Genomic DNA, 18,623 nt, shown 5'->3' on the forward strand with positions numbered 1-18,623 from the left:
GCGCGCGCGCACCACGGCCGCGAGCGGCCTACTCTCGGACGATGTGACCGTCGCACCGTCCCCGTCGCCGCTGCGAGTGCGGACCCGCGCGGTCGAGGACGTGGGCCGTCTCCTCGACCTGCTACCCGACGACCGTCCCCTCTCCTGGGTGCGCGACGGCGAAGGCCTCGTCGGATGGGGTGAGGTCGCCCGATTCACCGGCACCGGCGCGGGCCGCTTCGCCGAGGCCGACAGCTGGTGGCGTTCCTTCACCGCGCGCCTCGACGTCCGCGACGACCTCCAGCTCCCCGGCACCGGGGCCGTCGCCTTCGCCAGCTTCACCTTCGCCGACCGCTCCCCCGGCTCCGTGCTGATCGTGCCCCGGGTCGTCGTCGGCCGCCGCGACGGACACACCTGGATCACCGAGTTCGCCGGCGACGGCGTCCCCGCCGCCATGCGCCGCGCCATGCCCGTCCGCGCCGGCGGCGCCCTGCACTACGACGACGGCGACATGACCGTCGCCCGCTACCGGCGCGCCGTCGCCGAAGCCGTCACCCGCATGCAGGCCGGCGAGCTCGACAAGGCGGCCCTCGCCCACGACCTCCTCGCCGTCGCCGACGAACCCCTCGACCCCCGGTTCCTCCTCGCCGGCCTCGCCCACCACTACCCCACCTGCTGGGCCTACTCCGTCGACGGTCTCGTCGGCGCCACCCCCGAGCTGCTGCTGCGTCGCGATGGCGACGTCGTCTCCTCCCGCGTCCTCGCCGGCACCATCTGGCCCGGCAACGACGGCGTCGACATCGGCGCCGAGCTCATGGCCTCGGCCAAGGACCAGCGGGAGCACGCGTTCGCCGTCGACTCCCTCGCCGCGACCCTGCGCCCCCACTGCACGCGACTCGACCTCCCCACCGAGCCCACGATCCTGGCCCTGCACAACGTCTCCCACCTGTCCTCCGACGTGCGCGGCGAGCTCCGTGACGGCGCCTCCCTGCTGACCCTGGCCGCCTCCGTGCACCCCACCGCCGCGGTCGGTGGTACCCCCCGCGCCGCCGCGCTGAAGATGATCGCGGAGCTGGAGCGGATGGACCGCGGCCGCTACGCCGGACCCGTCGGGTGGGTCGACGCCGAGGGCGACGGCGAGCTGGGCATCGCCCTGCGCTGCGCCCAGCTCGACGGCAACACCGCCCGGCTCTTCGCGGGCTGCGGGATCGTCGCCGAGTCCGACCCCGACACCGAGGTCCGCGAAGCGGCCGCCAAGCTCGTCGCCGTCCGGGAGGCCCTGGAGGGCAGCGTCACCGGCTGACCCCGGCTCTCGCCCCACCCGCCCTGAACGCCGAACAACGACGCGCAACCCCACTGCTGTCGACGCGCCGTGCCGCGACGCTGAGGTTGCGGCCCAACATCCGCGCGCAACCTCACTGCTGTCGGCGCGCGTCGGCACGACCGTGAGGTTGCGCGCGGGGCGGTCAGAGGGCGGCGAGGGCCGCGTCGAGGTGGGCGCGGAGGCGGGCGTGGCCGTCGCGCAGACCGCGGCGTTCGGCGCGGACCTCCACCAGCATTCTGCCCGCCGGTTCGCTCAGGACCTCGGGGAGCTTGGCGGGGTCGTCGACGGCGGTGTGGGCGATACCCATTGCGGCGCAGAGGGCGGCGACGTCGACGGTGTGCGGCGTCCCGAAGACCCGCTCGAACGAGGTCGCGTACGTGGGGGCGCCCTGCTCGAGCAGGCTGAAGATGCCGCCGCCCCGGTCGTTGAGGACGACGAAGGTCAGGTCGGGGGCGGGTTCGCCGGGGCCCAGGACGAGCCCGGTGGTGTCGTGCAGCAGCGTGAGGTCGCCGAGCAGCGCGAAGGCCGGGCCGTCGTGTGCGAGCGCGACGCCGGTGGCGGTGGAGACCGTCCCGTCGATCCCCGCGACCCCCCGGTTGGAGACGACGGTCAGCCCGGCCCGCGGGGCAGCGGCGAGTGCCATGTCGCGCACCGGGTTCGAGGAGCCCAGGACGAGGGCGGACCCGTCGGGCACGGCGGCCGCCAGGGCGCGGGCCAGGCGGAGGCCGGTGGGCGGGTCGTGGTCGTCGAGGGCGGTGTCGAGGGCGGCGCTCACGACGCGGTCGGCGGTGCGCCAGCGGTGCAGCCACGCCGGGTCGGCGCGCAGGGTCGGGAGCCACCCGGTGCCGCGGACGGTGGCGGCGACGTCGGTCCACGGGGTGCCGTCGTCGATCGCGTAGACGGCGACGTCGGGGTCGGCGAGGAGGCGCTGGACGGGCCGGTGCAGCGTGGGCCTGCCGGCGACGACGACCTGCGCGGGCCGCAGCGCCGGATTGCCGACGAGCCAGGGTCCTGCCCGCAGGCCTGCGTCCCAGTAGCCCGAGGACGGTTCGGCGACAACGGGCAGCCCGTCGAGCGTCAACCCGGAAGGCGCTCCGGGTCCGGCGACGACGAGGGTGGGCGCGGTGGGGTCGAGCGGTAGCGGCTCCGCAGGTGCGGGACGCCGGGTGCCGACGGCTGTCCACGGGCGGCCACCGGCACGGCCGTCGAGCGGCTCCGGCCAACTCGGATCGTCGTCGGGGACGAGGGGTTCGGCGAAGGGCACGTTGAGGTGTGCCGGGCCGCGGGAGGTGAGTGCGGCGGCAACGGCCCGGTCCACCGCGGACCGCCATCGGCCCTGTTCCCCGACCTGTCCGCGGGCGACGGCGAGCACGGCGCGGTGCCGCACGGCGTCGCCGAACATGCCGTCCTGGACGACGGTCTGGCTGGCGCCGGTGCCGAGGAGCTCCGGCGGCCGGTCGGCGGTGAGCGCGACGAGTGGGACGCCCGCGTAGGACGCCTCCAGCATCGCGGGGTGCAGGTTGGCCACGGCGGTGCCCGACGTCGTGCACACGGGGACCGGGCGCCCGGATCGCAGGGCGAGGCCGAGGGCCAGGAACCCGGCGGTGCGTTCGTCGATGCGGACGTGCAGGCGGAGCAGGCCGTCGGTGTCGGCGCGGTGCAGGGCCATCGCCAGCGGGGCGTTGCGCGAACCCGGGCACAGCACGGCGTCGACGACGCCGCATCTCACCAGCTCGTCGACGATCACCCGGGCCTGGGCCGTCGAGGGGTTCATCCCGCCGATTCTACGAATGCACCAACGTGCGGGCCGCCTAGTGTCGTGAGTGGCGATAGTCGCTATAGCGACTATCGCCACTCACAGGGGGTGTTCATGGGCACGGACGGGTTCTGGGACGACGCCGAGCGGCACCTGGTGCGGTACGGCGGGGCCTTCTCGCCGGTGGTGATCGAGCGGGCGGCGGGGTCGTTCGTGTACGACTCCGCGGGCCGGGCGATCCTCGACTTCACGTCGGGCCAGATGAGCGCCGTCCTCGGGCACTCCCATCCCGCGGTGGTGGCGACGGTCCGGGACTCCGTCGCCACCCTCGACCACCTGTTCAGCGGCATGCTGTCGCGGCCCGTGGTGGACCTGGCGCGGGAGCTCGCCGCGAGCCTGCCCACGCCGTTGGAGCGGTCGTTGCTGCTCACGACGGGTGCGGAGTCCAACGAGGCCGCGCTCAAGATGGCGAAGCTCTGCACGGGCGGTTGGGAGGTGGTGAGCTTCGCGCAGTCGTGGCACGGGATGACGGGCGGCGCGGCGTCGGCCACCTACAGCGCGGGGCGCCGCGGCTACGGCCCGCCGATCCCCGGCAACATCGCCATCCCCGCGCCCTACACCTACCGCAGCGTGTTCGGCGACGACTGGCGCACCGAGCTCGACGTCGCGTGGGACCTGGTCGACCGGCAGTCGGCGGGCGCCCTCGCGGCGTGCCTGGTGGAGCCGATCCTGTCGTCGGGCGGGGTCATCGAGCTGCCCCCGGGATACCTGGCGGCGTTGCGGCGCAAGTGCGACGAGCGCGGCATGCTCCTGGTTCTCGACGAGGCCCAGACCGGCATCGCCCGCACCGGCACCATGTACGCGTTCGAACGCGACGGCGTCGTCCCCGACATCCTCACCCTGTCGAAGACCCTCGGCGCGGGCCTGCCGCTGGCCGCGGTGGTGACGTCGGCGGAGATCGAGGAACGCTGCCACGAACGCGGCTTCCTCTTCTTCACGACGCACGTCTCCGACCCCCTGCCCGCCGCCGTCGGGCTGACGGTGCTGGACGTCGTGCGCCGCGAGGGCCTGGTCGCGCGGGCCGCGCAGCTGGGGGAACGGCTGCGCGCCGGGCTCCTGGAGCTGGCGGCCCGGCACGAGTGCATCGGCGACGTCCGCGGTCGCGGCCTGCTGCAGGGCATCGAGCTCGTCACCGACCGCGCGACGAAGGAGCCCGCCGACGAGCTGGGCCGCGCCGTCACCACCGAGTGCCTGGCGCTGGGGCTGCACATGAACGTCGTGCAGCTGCCGGGCATGGGCGGGGTGTTCCGGATCGCGCCGCCGCTCACCGTCGCCGACGAGGAGGTCGACCTCGGGCTGGAGATCCTGGACCAGGCCTTGACCAAGGCGGTTGCCCGGTGACGTAGTTTCGCGTCCTGATGAGCGCGACCCTGCAGGCCACCGATCTCGCCGCCGGCCACGGCGCCCGCGTCCTGTTCTCCGGGCTGGATCTCGTCGTCGCCCCGGGCGACGTCGTCGGGCTGGTCGGTGCCAACGGCGCCGGCAAGTCGACGTTGCTACGCCTGCTGGCAGGTGAGGACCGGCCCGAGGAAGGCACCGTCGCGCTCAGCCCACCCGACGCGACCGTCGGCCACCTGCCCCAGGAACCCGACCGCCGACCCGGCGAGACCGTCGCCGCGTTCCTGTCCCGGCGCACCGGCGTCACCGCCGCCCAGGAACAGATGGACGGGGCCGCGGCGGCGCTGTCCGACGGCACCGCCGGCGCCGACGACCTCTACGCCACCGCGCTCGACCGCTGGCTGGCCCTCGGCGGTGCCGACCTCGACGAACGCGCCGGTGCGGTGTGCGCGGAGGTCGGCCTGGGCGTCGACCTCGACACCCCCATGACCGCGCTCTCCGGCGGCCAGGCCGCCCGGGCGGGTCTCGCCGCGCTGCTGCTGTCGCGCTACGACGTCCTGCTGCTCGACGAACCCACCAACGACCTCGACCTCGACGGCCTCGAACGTCTCGAACGCTTCGTCACCGGGCTCCGGTCGCCTGCGGTGATCGTCTCGCACGACCGGGAGTTCCTGGCGCGCACCGTGACCCGCGTCGTCGAGCTGGACCTCGCCCAACAGCAGGTCGGTGTCTACGACGGCGGCTACGACAGCTACCTCGCCGAGCGCGAGGTGAACCGTCGGCACGCCCGCGAGGCCTACGAGGAGTACGCCGACACCCTCGGTGGGCTCAAGGACCGCGCCCAGATGCAGCGCAACTGGATGGCCCAGGGTGTGCGCAACGCCCGTCGCAAATCCACCGACAACGACAAGGTCGGCCGCAACAAGCGCGCCGAGACCAGCGAGAAGCAGGCCGCGAAGGCCCGGCAGACGCAGAAGATGATCGAGCGGCTCGACGTCGTCGAGGAGCCCCGCAAGGAGTGGGAGCTGCGCATGACGATCGCCGCCGCCCCCCGCTCCGGCACCGTCGCCGCCTACGCCGACTCGGCCGTCGTGCAGCGGGGGTCGTTCATCGTCGGCCCCGTCACGGTGCAGGTCGACTGGGCCGACCGTGTCGTCGTCACCGGCGCCAACGGCTCCGGCAAGTCGACGCTGCTCGCCGCCCTGCTGGGCCGCATCCCGGTCGACTCCGGCACCGCCGGAATGGGGAGCGGCGTGCGGGTCGGGGAGGTCGACCAGGCCCGCGGACTCTTCCTCGGCGACACCTCGTTGGCACGAGCCTTCGGCGAAGCCGTACCCGACTGGGCCGACTCCGACGTCCGCACACTGCTCGCCAAGTTCGGGCTCACCCGCGAACACGTGCCCCGCCCCGCGTCATCACTCTCGCCCGGGGAGCGCACCCGCGCAGCCCTCGCGCTGCTGCAGGCCCGCGAGGTGAACCTCCTGGTGCTCGACGAGCCCACCAACCACCTCGACCTGCCCGCCATCGAGCAGCTCGAACAGGCCGTCGAGAACTTCCCCGGCACCGTGCTGCTCGTGACCCACGACCGCCGCATGCTCGACACCGTCCGCGCCACGAGACGCTGGCACGTCGACGCCGGACAGGTCACCGAGAAGTAGAACGGCGCCGACCTGTCGGGTCGGCGCCGTTGCGCTGATGGATGGTCGGTCAGGACTCCGGTGACGGCTCGGCCTGCGGGCCGATCGCGAAACGCAGCTCCTCCCCCTGCGGGGTCTCGACGGGCTGCACATCCAGGACCTTGTCGTCGAGCACCTGCGCGGCCGATGTCTCCAGGAACACCGTCACGCCGTCACCCGTGAGGACCGTGTCACTCTCGACCGGCTGGGCCGCGAGCGACAGCTCCAGACCCTGGTCCTCCTCGGTGGACGCAATGCGCAGACCACCACCGTCGGGAAGTTCCGCATCAGCCGTCAGGGACTTGATGGCCTCTGCCGCTGTCTCGGTGATTGCCAACATTCACCCCACAGTAGGCACGTGCTCCGGACCTCGCACCCCTCCTGCGCGGCCGGTCACGTCGATTCAGCCGAACCGGTCAGGGTCCGGCCCCAGGCGCGTCCCCGCGTCCATGGCGCTCACGGTGGCCATCTCGTCGTCCGACAGGACGAAGTCGACGACGTCGATGTTCTCCCGGATCCGCGACGGCGTCACCGACTTCGGGAACACCACATTGCCCAGTTGGATGTGCCAGCGCAGCACCACCTGGGCCGCACTCCTGTCGTGCGCCCGCCCGATCGCGCGCAGCCGCTCATCGGACAGCAGCTCCCCGCCCTTCGCGATCGGCGCCCACGCCTCGGTGACGATCCCGTGGTCGGCGTGATAGGCGCGCAACGTCTTCTGGCTCAGCAAAGGGTGCAGCTCGATCTGGTTCACGGCCGGGACCGTCGCCGTCTCCGCCGCCAGCCGCTCCAGGTGCGGGACCTGGAAGTTCGAGACGCCGATCGCCCGCGCCGTCCCGTCCTTCGCGCAACGCTCCATGCCCTCCCACGTCTCCACGTACACGTCCGCCTGCGGGCGCGGCCAGTGCACGAGATAGAGATCGACGAAGTCGAGCCCCAGCTTCTCCAGACTCTCCCCGAGGGCCGTCACCGCGGAGTCGCGGCCCTGCCGGTCGTTGGCGAGCTTGGTGGTGACGAACACCTCGTCGCGGCCGAGGCCCGACTCCGCGATCGCCCGGCCCACCTCGGCCTCGTTCCCGTAGGCCTGGGCAGTGTCGAAGTGCCGGTACCCGGCGTCGAGCGCCTGCCCGACGGCCTCCACCGTCTCCCCGGGGCCGACCTGGAACACACCGAAACCGAGCTGCGGTATCGCGACGCCGTTGTTGAGCGTGAGGTTCGGGACAGAGCTCATGGCTCGGTTCTACCCCCGACGCCGAAACCCCGCAGGCGTGAGCGCGCTGCCCGCCCGCGTGATCGCCATTCCCGGCGCACGAGCGACGAATCCGGCGCCCATCCGCCAGGACCGCCGATCACCTGGGAGGCCCTGGGTGATCGTCGACGTCGGGACATCCGCGGCGGGGTCGGCGCCCAGGTACCTCAGTCCTCAGGCCCAGTGATCACGATTTCAGGCACTCAAGCGTCGAATCCGACGCCCATCCGCCAGCATTGACGATCACCATCCCAGGTGCGGGCAGCAGGGTTCAGCGCCCGCCATCGAGGAAGGCGCTGCCGCAGCGGCCGGCCGCCGAGCCGGGGGTGATCACCATCGGCGGGACATGCGCAACCGGGTCGAGCCCCTGACCCCGGGAACGCCGCTCGGCGCACCGAGGAACGGCCCCCAAACCGTGATCACCATCTGGGGCGCACCGGCGACGGCCCACCCCGTGATCACTGATTCAGGCCCTGGAGCGACGAATCTGTCGCTCATGCACCAGGAATGACGATCACCTTGGGTCTCGGCCGGGACCGGAGCGCGGCAACCCGGCTCAGGCGCGGGCGGGGGCGGGGAGGCCGGGGGCCGGGGTGCGGCTCCGAGAGCCTGCGGCGTGCGCGGCCCAGAGCGCCAGGACGGCGACGAGCAGCACCTCGGTCAGGGCGAGGCCGCGCTCGACGAGGCCCAGGGGCACGGCGTTCCACCAGGATCGGCCGGTGACGGGGCGCATCGCGAAGCCCCAGAGGATCGGGAGGAACCAGCCGAGGCTCGCGAGGGCGAGGACGCGCGTCCAGACCCGGTGGGCGAGGACGCCGGGCACGCCCCGCTGCGCCCGGGCGAGGAGCAGTGCGCCGAGTGGCAGGGCGAGGAAGGCGACGAGGCTGGCGTAGCGGTGGATGTAGCCGCCGAGGCTCGGGCCGATCGACCAGTTGGTCTTCTCGAACACGACGACCGTCAGCATCCCGACGGCCCAGATCCCGAGCAGCACGGTGGCACCGGAGCGGGGTCGCAGCACGTCGGCGCGGGTGAGGGCGAGGATGACCGCGACGGAGCCGAGGGCGAGCGCGACGACGCCGACGTCGAACATCCAGGCGTCGGCGCCGAGGGCGTATTCGCTGATGGTGCGGCGGACGGGGTCGACGCGGTCGGCGGCGACGACGTGGAGGGCGCCGACGAGCAGGATCGCGGCGGCGACGCCGATCCCGCCGAGCGCGGCGAGGGCACGGACGACGCCGTCGCCACCGGGCTGTCCGCCCGCACTCTGCTCGGTCACCGACGTCCTCCCGCTCCGTTGAGAGGTCAACGACCTGGCCCTGTCCGGAAGTTCCCGGGCGGGGGGCGGATCCGGTCACACGCGTTGCAACGCCTGCCGGCGACGTTCGGCCACCGCGGCCCCGGACTCGCGACGGGCCATGCGCCGCAGCAGGACCGGCCCCAGCACGAACCCGATGACGGCCCAGGCGGCGAGGATGCCGATCGTCAGCGGGGTGTTCCAGGTACCGCCGGACTCGAGCGCGGCGGCCTCGGCGGGCAGGAACACCGAGCGCATGCCCAGGCCGAGCCAGTACAGCGGGAGGATCTGGACGACCCACTGGACCCAGTCCCACAGCACGGCGATGGGGTAGAAGAGTCCGGAGATCGCAGCGAGGCCGGTGATGCCGAAGAACCCGAGCCCGCCGATGACGCGGGGGCTGCGCACGACCGACCCGATGAGGACGCCGAGCGGCACGCAGGCCATGAGCCCCAACAGGATGTAGCCGACGAGGCCGAGCCACATGCCGGCGTCGCCGAGGGGGACGCCGGGGACGATGAACAGCCCGGGGACGAGCACGATGGCGACGGCGGCGGCGACGTCGAGCACGGCGACGGTGAGCAGGCCGACGACGTAGGCGGCGGTGCCGCGCGGGACCGCCTTGGCGCGCAGCAGGGTGCCGTCCTCGCGTTCGGCGGCCAGGTAGTAGGCGGTGCCCATGACGGAGAAGACGACGAGCATCGCCAGCATCCCGGGCAGCAGGGAGACCCCGACGGAGATGTCGGTACCGGGGATGGTGGCGTTGCGGAAGATCAGCAGGAACACGAGCGGGAGCGCGTTCCAGATGATGGTGTTGGCGAGGCCTTCGCGGGTGGTGTTGACGCTGCGCCAGGTGACCCAGCCGCGGGCGAGTCCCAGGCGCAGCGGCTGCATGCTCACGACGCCACCGCGGGTTCCAGAGCGGCCGCGGCGGCGTCGCCGTGCTCGTGGCGTCTGATCATCTCCAGGTAGGTGTCCTCCAGGGAGGTGCGCCGGACCTCGAGGTCGACGACGCCCGCGCCGTCGGGGCCGGTGAGCAGGTCGCGGACGAAGGCGGTGGCGTCGTCGGTGGGGCGCACGAACTTCTCCTCACCGATGCGCCAGCGCACTTCGGCGCGGCCGGCGACCTGGCGGGCGAGGGCGTCGGCGGTGCCGTCGGCGACGATGCGGCCGCCGGCGAGGATGAGGATGCGGTCGGCGAGGATCTCGGCTTCGGCGAGGTCGTGGGTGGTGAGCAGGACGGTCGTGGCGTCGTCGTCGACGAGGCGGTGCACGAGCTCGTGGAACTCGCGGCGGGCGTGGGGGTCGAACCCGGCGGTGGGTTCGTCGAGGAACAGCAGGCTGGGGCGGCCGACGATGCCGATGGCCACGTCGAGGCGGCGACGCTGCCCGCCGGACAGGGCGCCGACGCGGGTGTTCGCGCTGGCGGTGAGCCCGACCGTCGCGATCAGGTCGTCGACGGGGTGGGGCCGCGGGTGGCTCGCGGTCGCGTAGGGGGCGTAGTAGGCGCCGAGGTGGGCGAGGAGCTCGCGGACGCGCCAGGTGGCGTGGTCGCGCCACGACTGCAGGACCACGCCCAGTTCGGCGCGCCAGCGTTCGTCGCCGTGTTCGGGGTCCTCGCCGAGGACCTCGACCTCGCCGGCGGACCGGGTGCGGAAGCCCTCGAGGATCTCGATCGTGGTGGTCTTCCCAGCGCCGTTGGGGCCGAGCAGGGCGACGACCTCGCCGCGCCGGATCTCGAGGTCGACGCCGCGGAGCACCTCGTGTCGGCCGTAGTTCATGCGCAGGTCACCGACCCGGATCGCGGGTCCCGCCGGCGTCGTTGCCATGCCCCCGACCGTAGCAGGACCACTGCGACCTTCCCGACAATCCAGACAGACGACGGGAGCAGTCGACCAGGCCGCCGACCCCACTTGGTAACGTCGTCCGGCGCAGGTCCAGCAGCGAGGCCCGCGGTCCGAAACCATCAGACCGAGCCCGCTGGACAGGTGCCCATGCCCGACGACCTCGATCTGTCACGTCCGATCGAGGCACTGAGCCGATCCCGAGTCGCCGACCACGTCGGCCGGTTCCGGCTCGACCTCTCCACCGGCGCCTGCTCGTGGCCCGTGGCGCCTTCCGGCCCGGCCGTCGACGTCGACCCGGTCGCACTCCTCACAGCCCGTGACGACGGCAGCATGCCCCTGCTCGACGTCGCCGCGAACGGCGACCGTGCCGCAGGTGTGTTCCACGCCGGCGACGACGCGGCCTCACGGACGCTGCTCGTGATCGTCGAACCCGAGCCCGCCGACGACTCGTCGGCCGCCGTCGCCGGCACCCTCGTCGACCTCGGGCCCGCGCGGGAGAACGGCCCGCCGCCCGACGCGGACCTGCGCGCCCGCGTCGACCAGCTGGAGGCGGCGCTGCGGAGCCGGCCGGTGATCGAGCAGGCCAAGGGCATGCTCATGCAGAGCCACCGCTGCACCGAGGACGTCGCGTTCCGGCTGCTCATCAGCATCTCGCAGGCCGTGAACCGCAAGCTGCGCGACATCGCCACCGAGATCGTCGACTCGTTGTCGGCCGGTCGGCCGATCCCCGAGGACACGGCCCGCGCGCTGGCGGCCGAGCGGGCGCAGGCGGCCCGCCGTGAGGGGGACGGCACGCCCCGGCGATGAGCACCGGCGGCGGCGCGCCGTAGGGTCGGCAGCCGTGAGCGACGCCGTCTCCGAGCTGTTCGATCCCGAGGCCTGGACGGCCGTCCCGGGATTCGACTTCACCGACATCACCTACCACCGCGCCGTGTCCACCGGCGCCGTGCGGATCGCGTTCGACCGGCCGGAGGTGCGCAACGCGTTCCGCCCGCACACGGTCGACGAGCTCTACACCGCGCTCGACCACGCGCGGCAGACCGCCGACGTCGGCTGCGTACTGCTCACCGGCAACGGCCCGTCCCCGCGCGACGGCGGCCGGGCGTTCTGCTCGGGCGGCGACCAGCGCATCCGCGGCCGCAGTGGCTACCAGTACGCCTCCGGGGAGACGGCCGAGACCGTCGACCGCGGCCGCGCCGGCCGGCTGCACATCCTCGAGTGCCAGCGGCTGATCCGGTTCATGCCCAAGGTCGTGATCGCGGTCGTCAACGGCTGGGCCGCGGGCGGCGGGCACTCCCTGCACGCGGTGGCCGACCTGACGCTGGCCAGCGAGGAGCACGCACGCTTCAAGCAGACCGACGCCGACGTGGGCTCGTTCGACGGCGGCTACGGCTCCGCATACCTGGCCCGGCAGGTGGGCCAGAAGTTCGCCCGCGAGATCTTCTTCCTCGGCCAGCCCTACACGGCGCAGCAGATGCACGAGATGGGCGCGGTCAACCGCGTCGTGCCGCACGCCGAACTGGAGAAGGTCGCGCTGGAGTGGGCCACGCTGGTCAACGGGAAGTCGCCGCAGGCGCAGCGGATGCTCAAGTACGCGTTCAACCTCGCCGACGACGGGCTCGTCGGCCAGCAGCTGTTCGCCGGTGAGGCGACGCGGATGGCCTACATGACCGACGAGGCCGTCGAGGGCAGGGACTCGTTCCTGGAGAAGCGCGAGCCCGACTGGTCGCCCTACCCCTGGCACTACTGAGTCAGCAGGTCGGGGCCGTGCCGCCGGTGCGGATCGTGTCGAGGTCGGTGACGGCGTCGGACAGCGTCTCGACCTTGACCAGCGTGATGCCCTCGGGGGCCGCGCCGCGGGCCTCCGCGCAGTTGGGTGCCGGGACGAGGAAGACGGTCGCGCCGGCCTCCCTGGCCGCGTAGAGCTTGTGCGGGATGCCCGCGATGCCCATGACCTGGCCGGTCGCCGCGATCGCGCCCGTCCCGGCGATGAAGGTGCCGCCGGTCAGTTCGCCGGGGGTGAGCCGGTCGACGACCGCCAGGGAGAACATCAGCCCCGCCGACGGGCCGCCGACGCCGCTGAGCGAGATGGTGATCTTGTCGTCGCCGGCGGGGCGGGCGACGGGGGCGATGCCGAGCCCGCCCTGCCCGTTGCCGAGGTCGATGAGGGTGACGGTGACGGTCTGCGCCGGGCCGTCACCACGGACCGTCTCGACGGGTATCTGCTGGCCGGGGGCGGTGCCGGCGAGCGCGGTGCGGATGTCGCTGATGCGGCCGATCTGTGTGCCCCGCACCGAGACGACGCGGTCGCCGGGGCGCAGGACGGGGTTGACCGGCAGGCCCTGGATGTCGGGGCCGACGACGACCTGCGCGGGCACGTCGAGGTAGGTGAGCGCGGCCGACACGGCGGCGCTCTCGGAGTCGGCGAAGTCGGCGTCGTTCTTGGCGTCGACCTGCTGCTGGGTCTGTCCGGGCGGGAAGATCGCGCTGCGGGGCACGACCTGCTGCTGGGGGTCGAGCCAGGCGCGCAGGACCTGGAACGTCGTGAGGCCGTCGGTGACCGACACGGTGGTCATGTTGAGGTGCCCGGACGTCGGGTAGGTGGGCAGGCCGGTGACGTCAACGACGGGTTTGCCGTCCTGGGTGTCGAGGGTGTTGAACGTGGGCCCGGGGCCGAGCGTGACCATGGGGACGGGCACGGTCGCGGCGAGCACGCAGATCGCGAGCAGCCCTACGGCGGCGAGGACGAGCCGCACGGCGCCGGGCGGGGGGCGGCGGCGGGTGCGTGGGGGCGCGCCGGTGTCGTCGGTGGTCTCCGTCACCGGAGGCCGCCGCGGCGGGCCGTCGTGGTGTGACCGTGCACGTGCGAACTCCCTGGGTGCAGCGTTCCGGTGGCGCCCCCGACCGCCTGATCACCCCGGACGATACGACCCGTTCCTGTGTGAGCCCGCGCGCGGCCTCATCGACGCCTGCGGGTGCCGCGCGACGGGGTGGCGGTGAGGGGGTCGGCGGGCCAGTCGTGTTTGGGGTAGCGGCCGCGGAGCTCGGCGCGGACGTGCGCATAGCCGTTGGCCCAGAAGGAGGCGAGGTCGGCGGTCACGGCGGCGGGGCGGCCGGCCGGGGACAGCAGGTGCAGCAGGACGGGCAGCCGGCCGCCGGCGACGGTGGGGCTCGCGGTCCAGCCGAGCACCTCCTGGAGCCTGACGGCGAGGACGGGCTGGTCGCCGGACCAGTCGAGGGCGATCTTGGAGCCGGTGGGCACCTCGAGGCGTTCGGGTGCCAGCTCGTCGAGACGGTAGGAGACCGAGGGGTCGAGCAGCCCGCGCAGGATCTGCGCGACGTCGACCTTGCCGAGGTCGGCGCGGCGGCGGGCGCGGTCGAGGGGGCCGGTCCACCAGCGGTCGGGGTGGGCGAGCAGGGCCTCGTCGGACACGTCGGGCCACGGTTCACCGAGGACGCGGTGCAGGGTGGCGACGCGGTCGCGCAATGCCCGGGCGTGCGCGGTCCAGTGCAGCAGGCCGAGTCCTTCGGTGCGTAGCCCGTCGAGGAGCGCGGCGCGGACGGCGGCCCGGTCGGGATCGTGCAGGGGGCGTTCGTCGAGGACGATCGCGCCGAGCCGGTGGACGCGGCGGGCGCGGACGTCGCCGTCGGCCCAGGCGATCTCGTCGTCGTCGGCGAGCAGCGGAGCGCCGACGCGTTCGGCGAGCTCGCGGTCGGCGGCGGCGGCGAGCCGGACCCGGCCGTGTTGCGCGCCGGGGGTGCGGTCGGCGACGGCGACGGCGAGCCACTCGTGGTCGGCGAGCCCGCCGGGCGCCTCGACCGCGGTGCCGCCCGCCATGAGGTAGACGCCGCCCCCGGTGGCGCGTCGGCGGGCGAGCCGTTCCGGATGGGCGAGGGCGACGACCTCCGCGGCCCCCGCCCCGGTGCCGGGCGTGGTGGGGACGAGCCGTTCCAGTCGCCGCACCTCGGCTCTCCCGCGGCCGGAGCGCAGGGCGCGCAGGGCGTCGTCGACGTCGCTGCCGGTGGCGAGGGTGTCGTCGTCGAGGAGGGCGACGGTCTCGGCGGCGAGCCGGGTCCCGGCGGCGGGGGCGCCGTCGAGCAGGGCGCGGGCGAGCCGCGGGTGCAGGCCGAGCCCGGCCATGGCGCGGCCGCGGGCGGTGACGGCGCCGGAGTCGTCGACGGCCCCGAGCGCGCGCAGGACGGCGCGGCCGGCGGCGAGCGGTCCCTCGGGTGGCGGGTCCCACCAGGTGAGGCCGGTGCCGTCGGGGGTGCCCCAGTCGGCGAGGTCGAGGGCGAGGCGGGTGAGGTCGGCGGTGCGGATCTCCGGTTCGGGGAAGCGGTTCAGCGCCTCCCCGGCGGGCCAGCAGCGCACGGCCCGTCCGGGCGCCTCGCGGCCCGCGCGTCCCGAGCGCTGCTCGGCGACGGCCGCCGACACCCGCACGGTGACCAGGCCCGCGAGGCCTCGGCGGTGGTCGACGCGCGGGACCCGGGCGAGCCCGGCGTCGACGACCGCGCGCACACCGGGGACGGTGAGGCTGGATTCGGCGACGGCCGTCGACAGCACGATGCGCCGCCGCGGTCCGGGGGTGAGTGCCCGGTCCTGCTCGGCGGTGGGGAGTCGCCCGTGCAGGGGCAGGACGTCGGCGTCGATCCCGTCGAGCGCGGCGGCGGTGCGCCGGATCTCGGCGACGCCGGGCAGGAAGGCGAGCACGTCACCGTCGGCGGGCAGCCCCCGGACGGCGCGGGCGACGCACGCCTCGATCCGTTCCCCCCGCACGGGCGGGGCGTGGGAGATCTCGACGGGGAACGTGCGCGCCTCGACGGACAGGACCGGCGCGCCGCCCAGCACCTCGGCCAGCCGGGTGGCGGCGACGGTCGCGGACGTCGCGAGCAGCCGTAGGTCGGGCCGCAGCCCGGCGCGGGCGTCGAGCAGCAGGGCCAGCAGCAGGTCGGCGTCGAGGTGACGTTCGTGGCACTCGTCGAGCACGACCGTCGTGACCCCGGCCAGTTCCGGGTCGGCGGCCAGGCGGCGCAGCAGCAGCCCCGACGTCACGACCTCGATGCGGGTGTCCGCCGACACCTTCCGGTCCCCGCGGACCGAGTAGCCGACGGTCCTGCCGATCTGCTCACCCAGCAGCGATGCCATCCGGGCGGCCGCGGCGCGGGTGGCGAGCCGGCGCGGCTCGGCGACGACGACCCGGCCCTCGGCGGCCGCCGCGAGCGCGAGCGGGACGAGCGTCGTCTTGCCGGTGCCGGGCGGGGCGACGAGCACCGCGGTGCCGTGCGTGGCGACCGTCGCGACGACGTCGTCGAGGTGCTCGCGGACGGGGAGGTCGGGGAGTCGGGGCAGGCGCATCGGGACGAAGTCTGCCCCGGCCGGCGAACGTGTCGTGAGCGCGCCCGCACGGCGCTGATCACACGTTCGTGATCAGGGCCCGCCGTCGAGCGTGTCAGCAGCGCTGCCCGACAGCGCTGATCACACGCCCGCGTCCGGGGACGTTGTGCGTGACAGGGTTGGACGATGCTGCGCACCGTTCCCGTCGACGGCTCCCCCCGGTCCGTCGCCACCCTCGCCGACGCGCTGGCCGCGGCGCTCGACGGGACCGGACCCGCCGTCCGACCGGTCGCCGCCGACGCCCCACCCACCCCGGGCCCCACCGGCGAGCTCCCCGAGGGCGCGGCCGTCGTCGTGTCGACGTCGGGCTCCACGGGCGAGCCGAAGCACGTCGTGCTCACCGCAGCGGCGCTCACGGCGTCGGCCCGCGCGACCGAGGAGCGTCTCGGCGGTCCGGGGCGCTGGGTCCTGCCGCTGCCCGCGGAGCACGTCGCGGGGGTGCAGGTGATCGTGCGGGCGCTCCTCGCGGGAGCACCGCCGCAGGTCCAGGACGTCCGGGCCGGGTTCCGGCCCGCCGGGTTCGCCCGCACGACGGCCCGCCTGCCGCACGGCGCCCGCCGGTACACGAGCCTCGTCCCGACGCAGCTGCTCCGGGTCCTCCGCGAGGGCAGCGGCCCGCTGGACGCGCTGCGCGGGTACGCGGCCGTGCTCGTCGGCGGGGCCGCGCTCGATCCCGCGCTGCGCGAGCAGGCGCGGGAGGCGGGCGTCCGCGTCGTCACGACCTACGGCATGAGCGAGACCGCGGGCGGCTGCGTCTACGACGGCGTCCCGCTCGACGGCGTGACCGTCGACATCGACGACGGCCGCATCCTGCTGGGGGGCCCGACGGTCGCGGCCGGCTATCTCGGCGATCCCGCCGCCACCGCGGAGTCGTTCGCGGGCGGCCGGTTCCGCACCGGTGACCTCGGGCGGCTCGACGACGGCAGGCTGACGGTCCTGGGCCGGGCCGACGACGTCGTCGTCACCGGGGGCGAGAACGTCGCGCCGGCTGCGGTCGAGCGGGTCCTGTCCGCGCAGCCCGGTGTCCGGGACGTGTGCGTCGTCGGCGTGCCCGATGGCGAGTGGGGCGCGGTCGTCGCGGCGGCGGTCGTGGCCGACGGAGACTTCGAGCGCGACGGGGTGGCGGCGGCCGTCCGCGCCGAGCTCGGCCGGGCCGCCGTTCCCCGCCGCTGGCTCGCCGTCGGCGAGATCCCTTTGCGCGGCATCGGGAAACCCGACCGGGCCGAGGTCCGTCGACTCCTCAGCGCAACCACGACCACGGAGCAGACGTCCCCGATCCGGTGACGATCGCCGCCACACCTTCGGTGGTCGTCACTCTCCGTCGGTTGACCGCGCCGCATTCATCCGGTCTGCTTCGCGTCAGACGGCACACGCACACCGGCCGTCACACCAGTCACACGGCTGACGACCGTCAGCGGGGTCGGGGGGACGTCGAATGCGAACGGGACTGCGTGCTGCACTGCTGGCCACCGTGACGGCGGCGCTGGTCGCCGGAACCGTGACACCGGCGGTCGCGGCCGAGTCGACGACGGGAGCGGGCAGCGCCTCCTGGACCGCCGACCTCGCGGCGGGCGACGGCACCGGTGTCGACACCGGCTCGGGCAGCGTCGTCCTCGATCCGGCCGCCGCCCACCAGGCCCCTCGCGACGCCCAGTCCCCCCGCGGCGCCGAGGGAGGCGAGGACGCGGCCACCGGCTACCTGACGCTCGAACCCCGCACCCTGCCCCGGCCCACCGACCAGGTCGACTCCACCCTCGACGCCGACCTGCCCCCGGGCAGCGACGTCACCGTCGACGTCCGCGGCCGCAGCGCCAACGGCGGCTGGACCGAGTGGATCCCCAGCACCGCGAGCTCGCCGACCGAGAGCACCGCACAGCTGCCGGAGACCACGTCGCAGGTGCAGAGCAGGCTCGTGCTCACCGCAACGCCCGGCGCCGAACCGGTCGTCGACGGGCTGCGGCAGGACGCCCGCCCCACCGCGGTGTCGGAGGGCGCGGAGGACGCCACCACCGAGACCGCGCCCCTGCGCTACAGCGTGTTCGCCACCCGCGAGGGTCTCGTCGGCGGCACCACCGCCAACGGCCACGTCATCGTCGAACGCGACAAGTTCGTCGCCCTCCCGTCCCGGCGCGCGCTCTCGCCGCGCGACACCAACGACTACTCGGTGAAGGTCTGCGCCTCCAACGGCCGCTGCTCCTTCGCCCCCGTGTGGGACATCGGGCCCTGGAACACCCGCGACGACTACTGGAACCCGGGCAACATCCGGCAGAACTGGGGCGACCTGCCCCAGGGCGTCCCGCAGGCGCAGGCCGCCTACCGCGACGGCTACAACGGCGGCAAGGACCAGTTCGGCCGCAAGGCGCTCAACCCCGCCGGGATCGACCTCGCCGACGGTGTCTTCTGGGACGACCTCGGCCTCAAGGACAACGCGACCGTCACCGTCGAGTACCTGTGGACCGGGTCGACGAAGCTGTCGAAGGTCGACACCGCCGCCTCCGACGACGCCGCGGCCGACACCGGGTCGGTCGAGGTCCGGTCCGCCCCCAGCGACACCGCCGCCGTCGTGGGCGGTGCCGCCGACGGTGCCGCCGTGCCGATCCTGTGCCTGACCGGGGCCTGGCTGCAGATCGGCGTGGGCCAGTACCTGCCCGTCGGCGCCGTCCCCGGCGCCACGGCTGCGAACGCCTGCGGCACCGCCGGATAGA

Annotated in this window: 15 protein-coding genes; 7 read left to right on the forward strand and 8 right to left on the reverse strand. The window is 74.2% G+C overall.

Annotation, left to right across the window (positions count from 1 at the left end; genetic code table 11):
* Positions 1-43 precede the first annotated feature (43 nt).
* A complete protein-coding gene (locus PSU4_RS05320; protein WP_147102970.1) occupies positions 44-1,282 on the forward strand; it encodes an isochorismate synthase in 1,239 nt (412 codons plus the stop codon).
* 163 nt (positions 1,283-1,445) lie between these two features.
* On the opposite strand, the gene menD is transcribed toward PSU4_RS05320, so the two are convergent.
* Positions 1,446-3,077: a 2-succinyl-5-enolpyruvyl-6-hydroxy-3-cyclohexene-1-carboxylic-acid synthase gene (gene menD, locus PSU4_RS05325; RefSeq protein WP_147102972.1), complete on the reverse strand. Its 1,632-nt coding sequence runs from the start codon at positions 3,075-3,077 to the stop codon at positions 1,446-1,448.
* A 96-nt stretch (positions 3,078-3,173) separates the two neighbouring features.
* Between menD and PSU4_RS05330 the strand changes: the two genes are divergently transcribed.
* Positions 3,174-4,460, forward strand: a complete 1,287-nt coding sequence (locus PSU4_RS05330) for an aspartate aminotransferase family protein (RefSeq protein WP_147102973.1) — start codon at positions 3,174-3,176, stop codon at positions 4,458-4,460.
* A 17-nt stretch (positions 4,461-4,477) separates the two neighbouring features.
* Entirely contained in the window at positions 4,478-6,115 is a 1,638-nt protein-coding gene (locus tag PSU4_RS05335) for an ABC-F family ATP-binding cassette domain-containing protein (protein ID WP_147102975.1), read from the forward strand.
* 49 nt (positions 6,116-6,164) lie between these two features.
* Here PSU4_RS05335 and PSU4_RS05340 read toward each other — a convergent pair whose 3' ends face one another.
* The 5 genes from PSU4_RS05340 to PSU4_RS05360 all read right to left on the reverse strand — a co-directional run bounded on the left by PSU4_RS05340 (position 6,165) and on the right by PSU4_RS05360 (position 10,505).
* Entirely contained in the window at positions 6,165-6,473 is a 309-nt protein-coding gene (locus PSU4_RS05340; RefSeq protein ID WP_147102978.1) for an adhesin, read from the reverse strand.
* A 63-nt stretch (positions 6,474-6,536) separates the two neighbouring features.
* Positions 6,537-7,364 (reverse strand): aldo/keto reductase, encoded by an 828-nt coding sequence (locus PSU4_RS05345; RefSeq protein ID WP_147102980.1) that lies wholly within the window; start codon positions 7,362-7,364, stop codon positions 6,537-6,539.
* A gap of 574 nt (positions 7,365-7,938) precedes the next feature.
* Entirely contained in the window at positions 7,939-8,658 is a 720-nt protein-coding gene (locus tag PSU4_RS05350; RefSeq protein WP_147102982.1) for a DUF998 domain-containing protein, read from the reverse strand.
* Between the two features lie 75 nt (positions 8,659-8,733).
* A complete protein-coding gene (locus PSU4_RS05355) occupies positions 8,734-9,570 on the reverse strand; it encodes an ABC transporter permease (protein ID WP_246114958.1) in 837 nt (278 codons plus the stop codon).
* A gap of 2 nt (positions 9,571-9,572) precedes the next feature.
* Entirely contained in the window at positions 9,573-10,505 is a 933-nt protein-coding gene (locus PSU4_RS05360) for an ABC transporter ATP-binding protein (protein ID WP_246114949.1), read from the reverse strand.
* A gap of 165 nt (positions 10,506-10,670) precedes the next feature.
* Here PSU4_RS05360 and PSU4_RS05365 point away from each other — a divergent pair, with 165 nt between their 5' ends.
* Together PSU4_RS05365 and PSU4_RS05370 are read left to right on the forward strand one after the other, a co-directional pair.
* Positions 10,671-11,330 (forward strand): ANTAR domain-containing response regulator, encoded by a 660-nt coding sequence (locus PSU4_RS05365; RefSeq protein WP_147102985.1) that lies wholly within the window; start codon positions 10,671-10,673, stop codon positions 11,328-11,330.
* A 34-nt stretch (positions 11,331-11,364) separates the two neighbouring features.
* A complete protein-coding gene (locus tag PSU4_RS05370) occupies positions 11,365-12,273 on the forward strand; it encodes a 1,4-dihydroxy-2-naphthoyl-CoA synthase (RefSeq protein ID WP_147102987.1) in 909 nt (302 codons plus the stop codon).
* Between the two features lies 1 nt (position 12,274).
* Here the strand turns inward: PSU4_RS05370 and PSU4_RS05375 are convergent, their stop codons facing one another.
* Both PSU4_RS05375 and hrpB read right to left on the reverse strand, forming a co-directional pair.
* Positions 12,275-13,345, reverse strand: coding sequence for a YlbL family protein (locus PSU4_RS05375; protein WP_222596166.1), 1,071 nt, complete (start codon positions 13,343-13,345; stop codon positions 12,275-12,277).
* 137 nt (positions 13,346-13,482) lie between these two features.
* Positions 13,483-15,879: an ATP-dependent helicase HrpB gene (gene hrpB, locus PSU4_RS05380; protein ID WP_147102989.1), complete on the reverse strand. Its 2,397-nt coding sequence runs from the start codon at positions 15,877-15,879 to the stop codon at positions 13,483-13,485.
* Positions 15,880-16,044: 165 nt separating this feature from the next.
* Here hrpB and menE point away from each other — a divergent pair, with 165 nt between their 5' ends.
* Positions 16,045-17,202, forward strand: a complete 1,158-nt coding sequence (gene menE, locus PSU4_RS05385) for an o-succinylbenzoate--CoA ligase (RefSeq protein ID WP_186816754.1) — start codon at positions 16,045-16,047, stop codon at positions 17,200-17,202.
* 151 nt (positions 17,203-17,353) lie between these two features.
* Positions 17,354-18,622 (forward strand): DUF8814 domain-containing protein, encoded by a 1,269-nt coding sequence (locus tag PSU4_RS05390; protein ID WP_147102991.1) that lies wholly within the window; start codon positions 17,354-17,356, stop codon positions 18,620-18,622.
* The last annotated feature ends 1 nt before the right edge of the window (position 18,623 follow it).

The sequence above is a fragment of the Pseudonocardia sulfidoxydans NBRC 16205 genome (assembly GCF_007989085.1).
Lineage (GTDB): Bacteria > Actinomycetota > Actinomycetes > Mycobacteriales > Pseudonocardiaceae > Pseudonocardia > Pseudonocardia sulfidoxydans.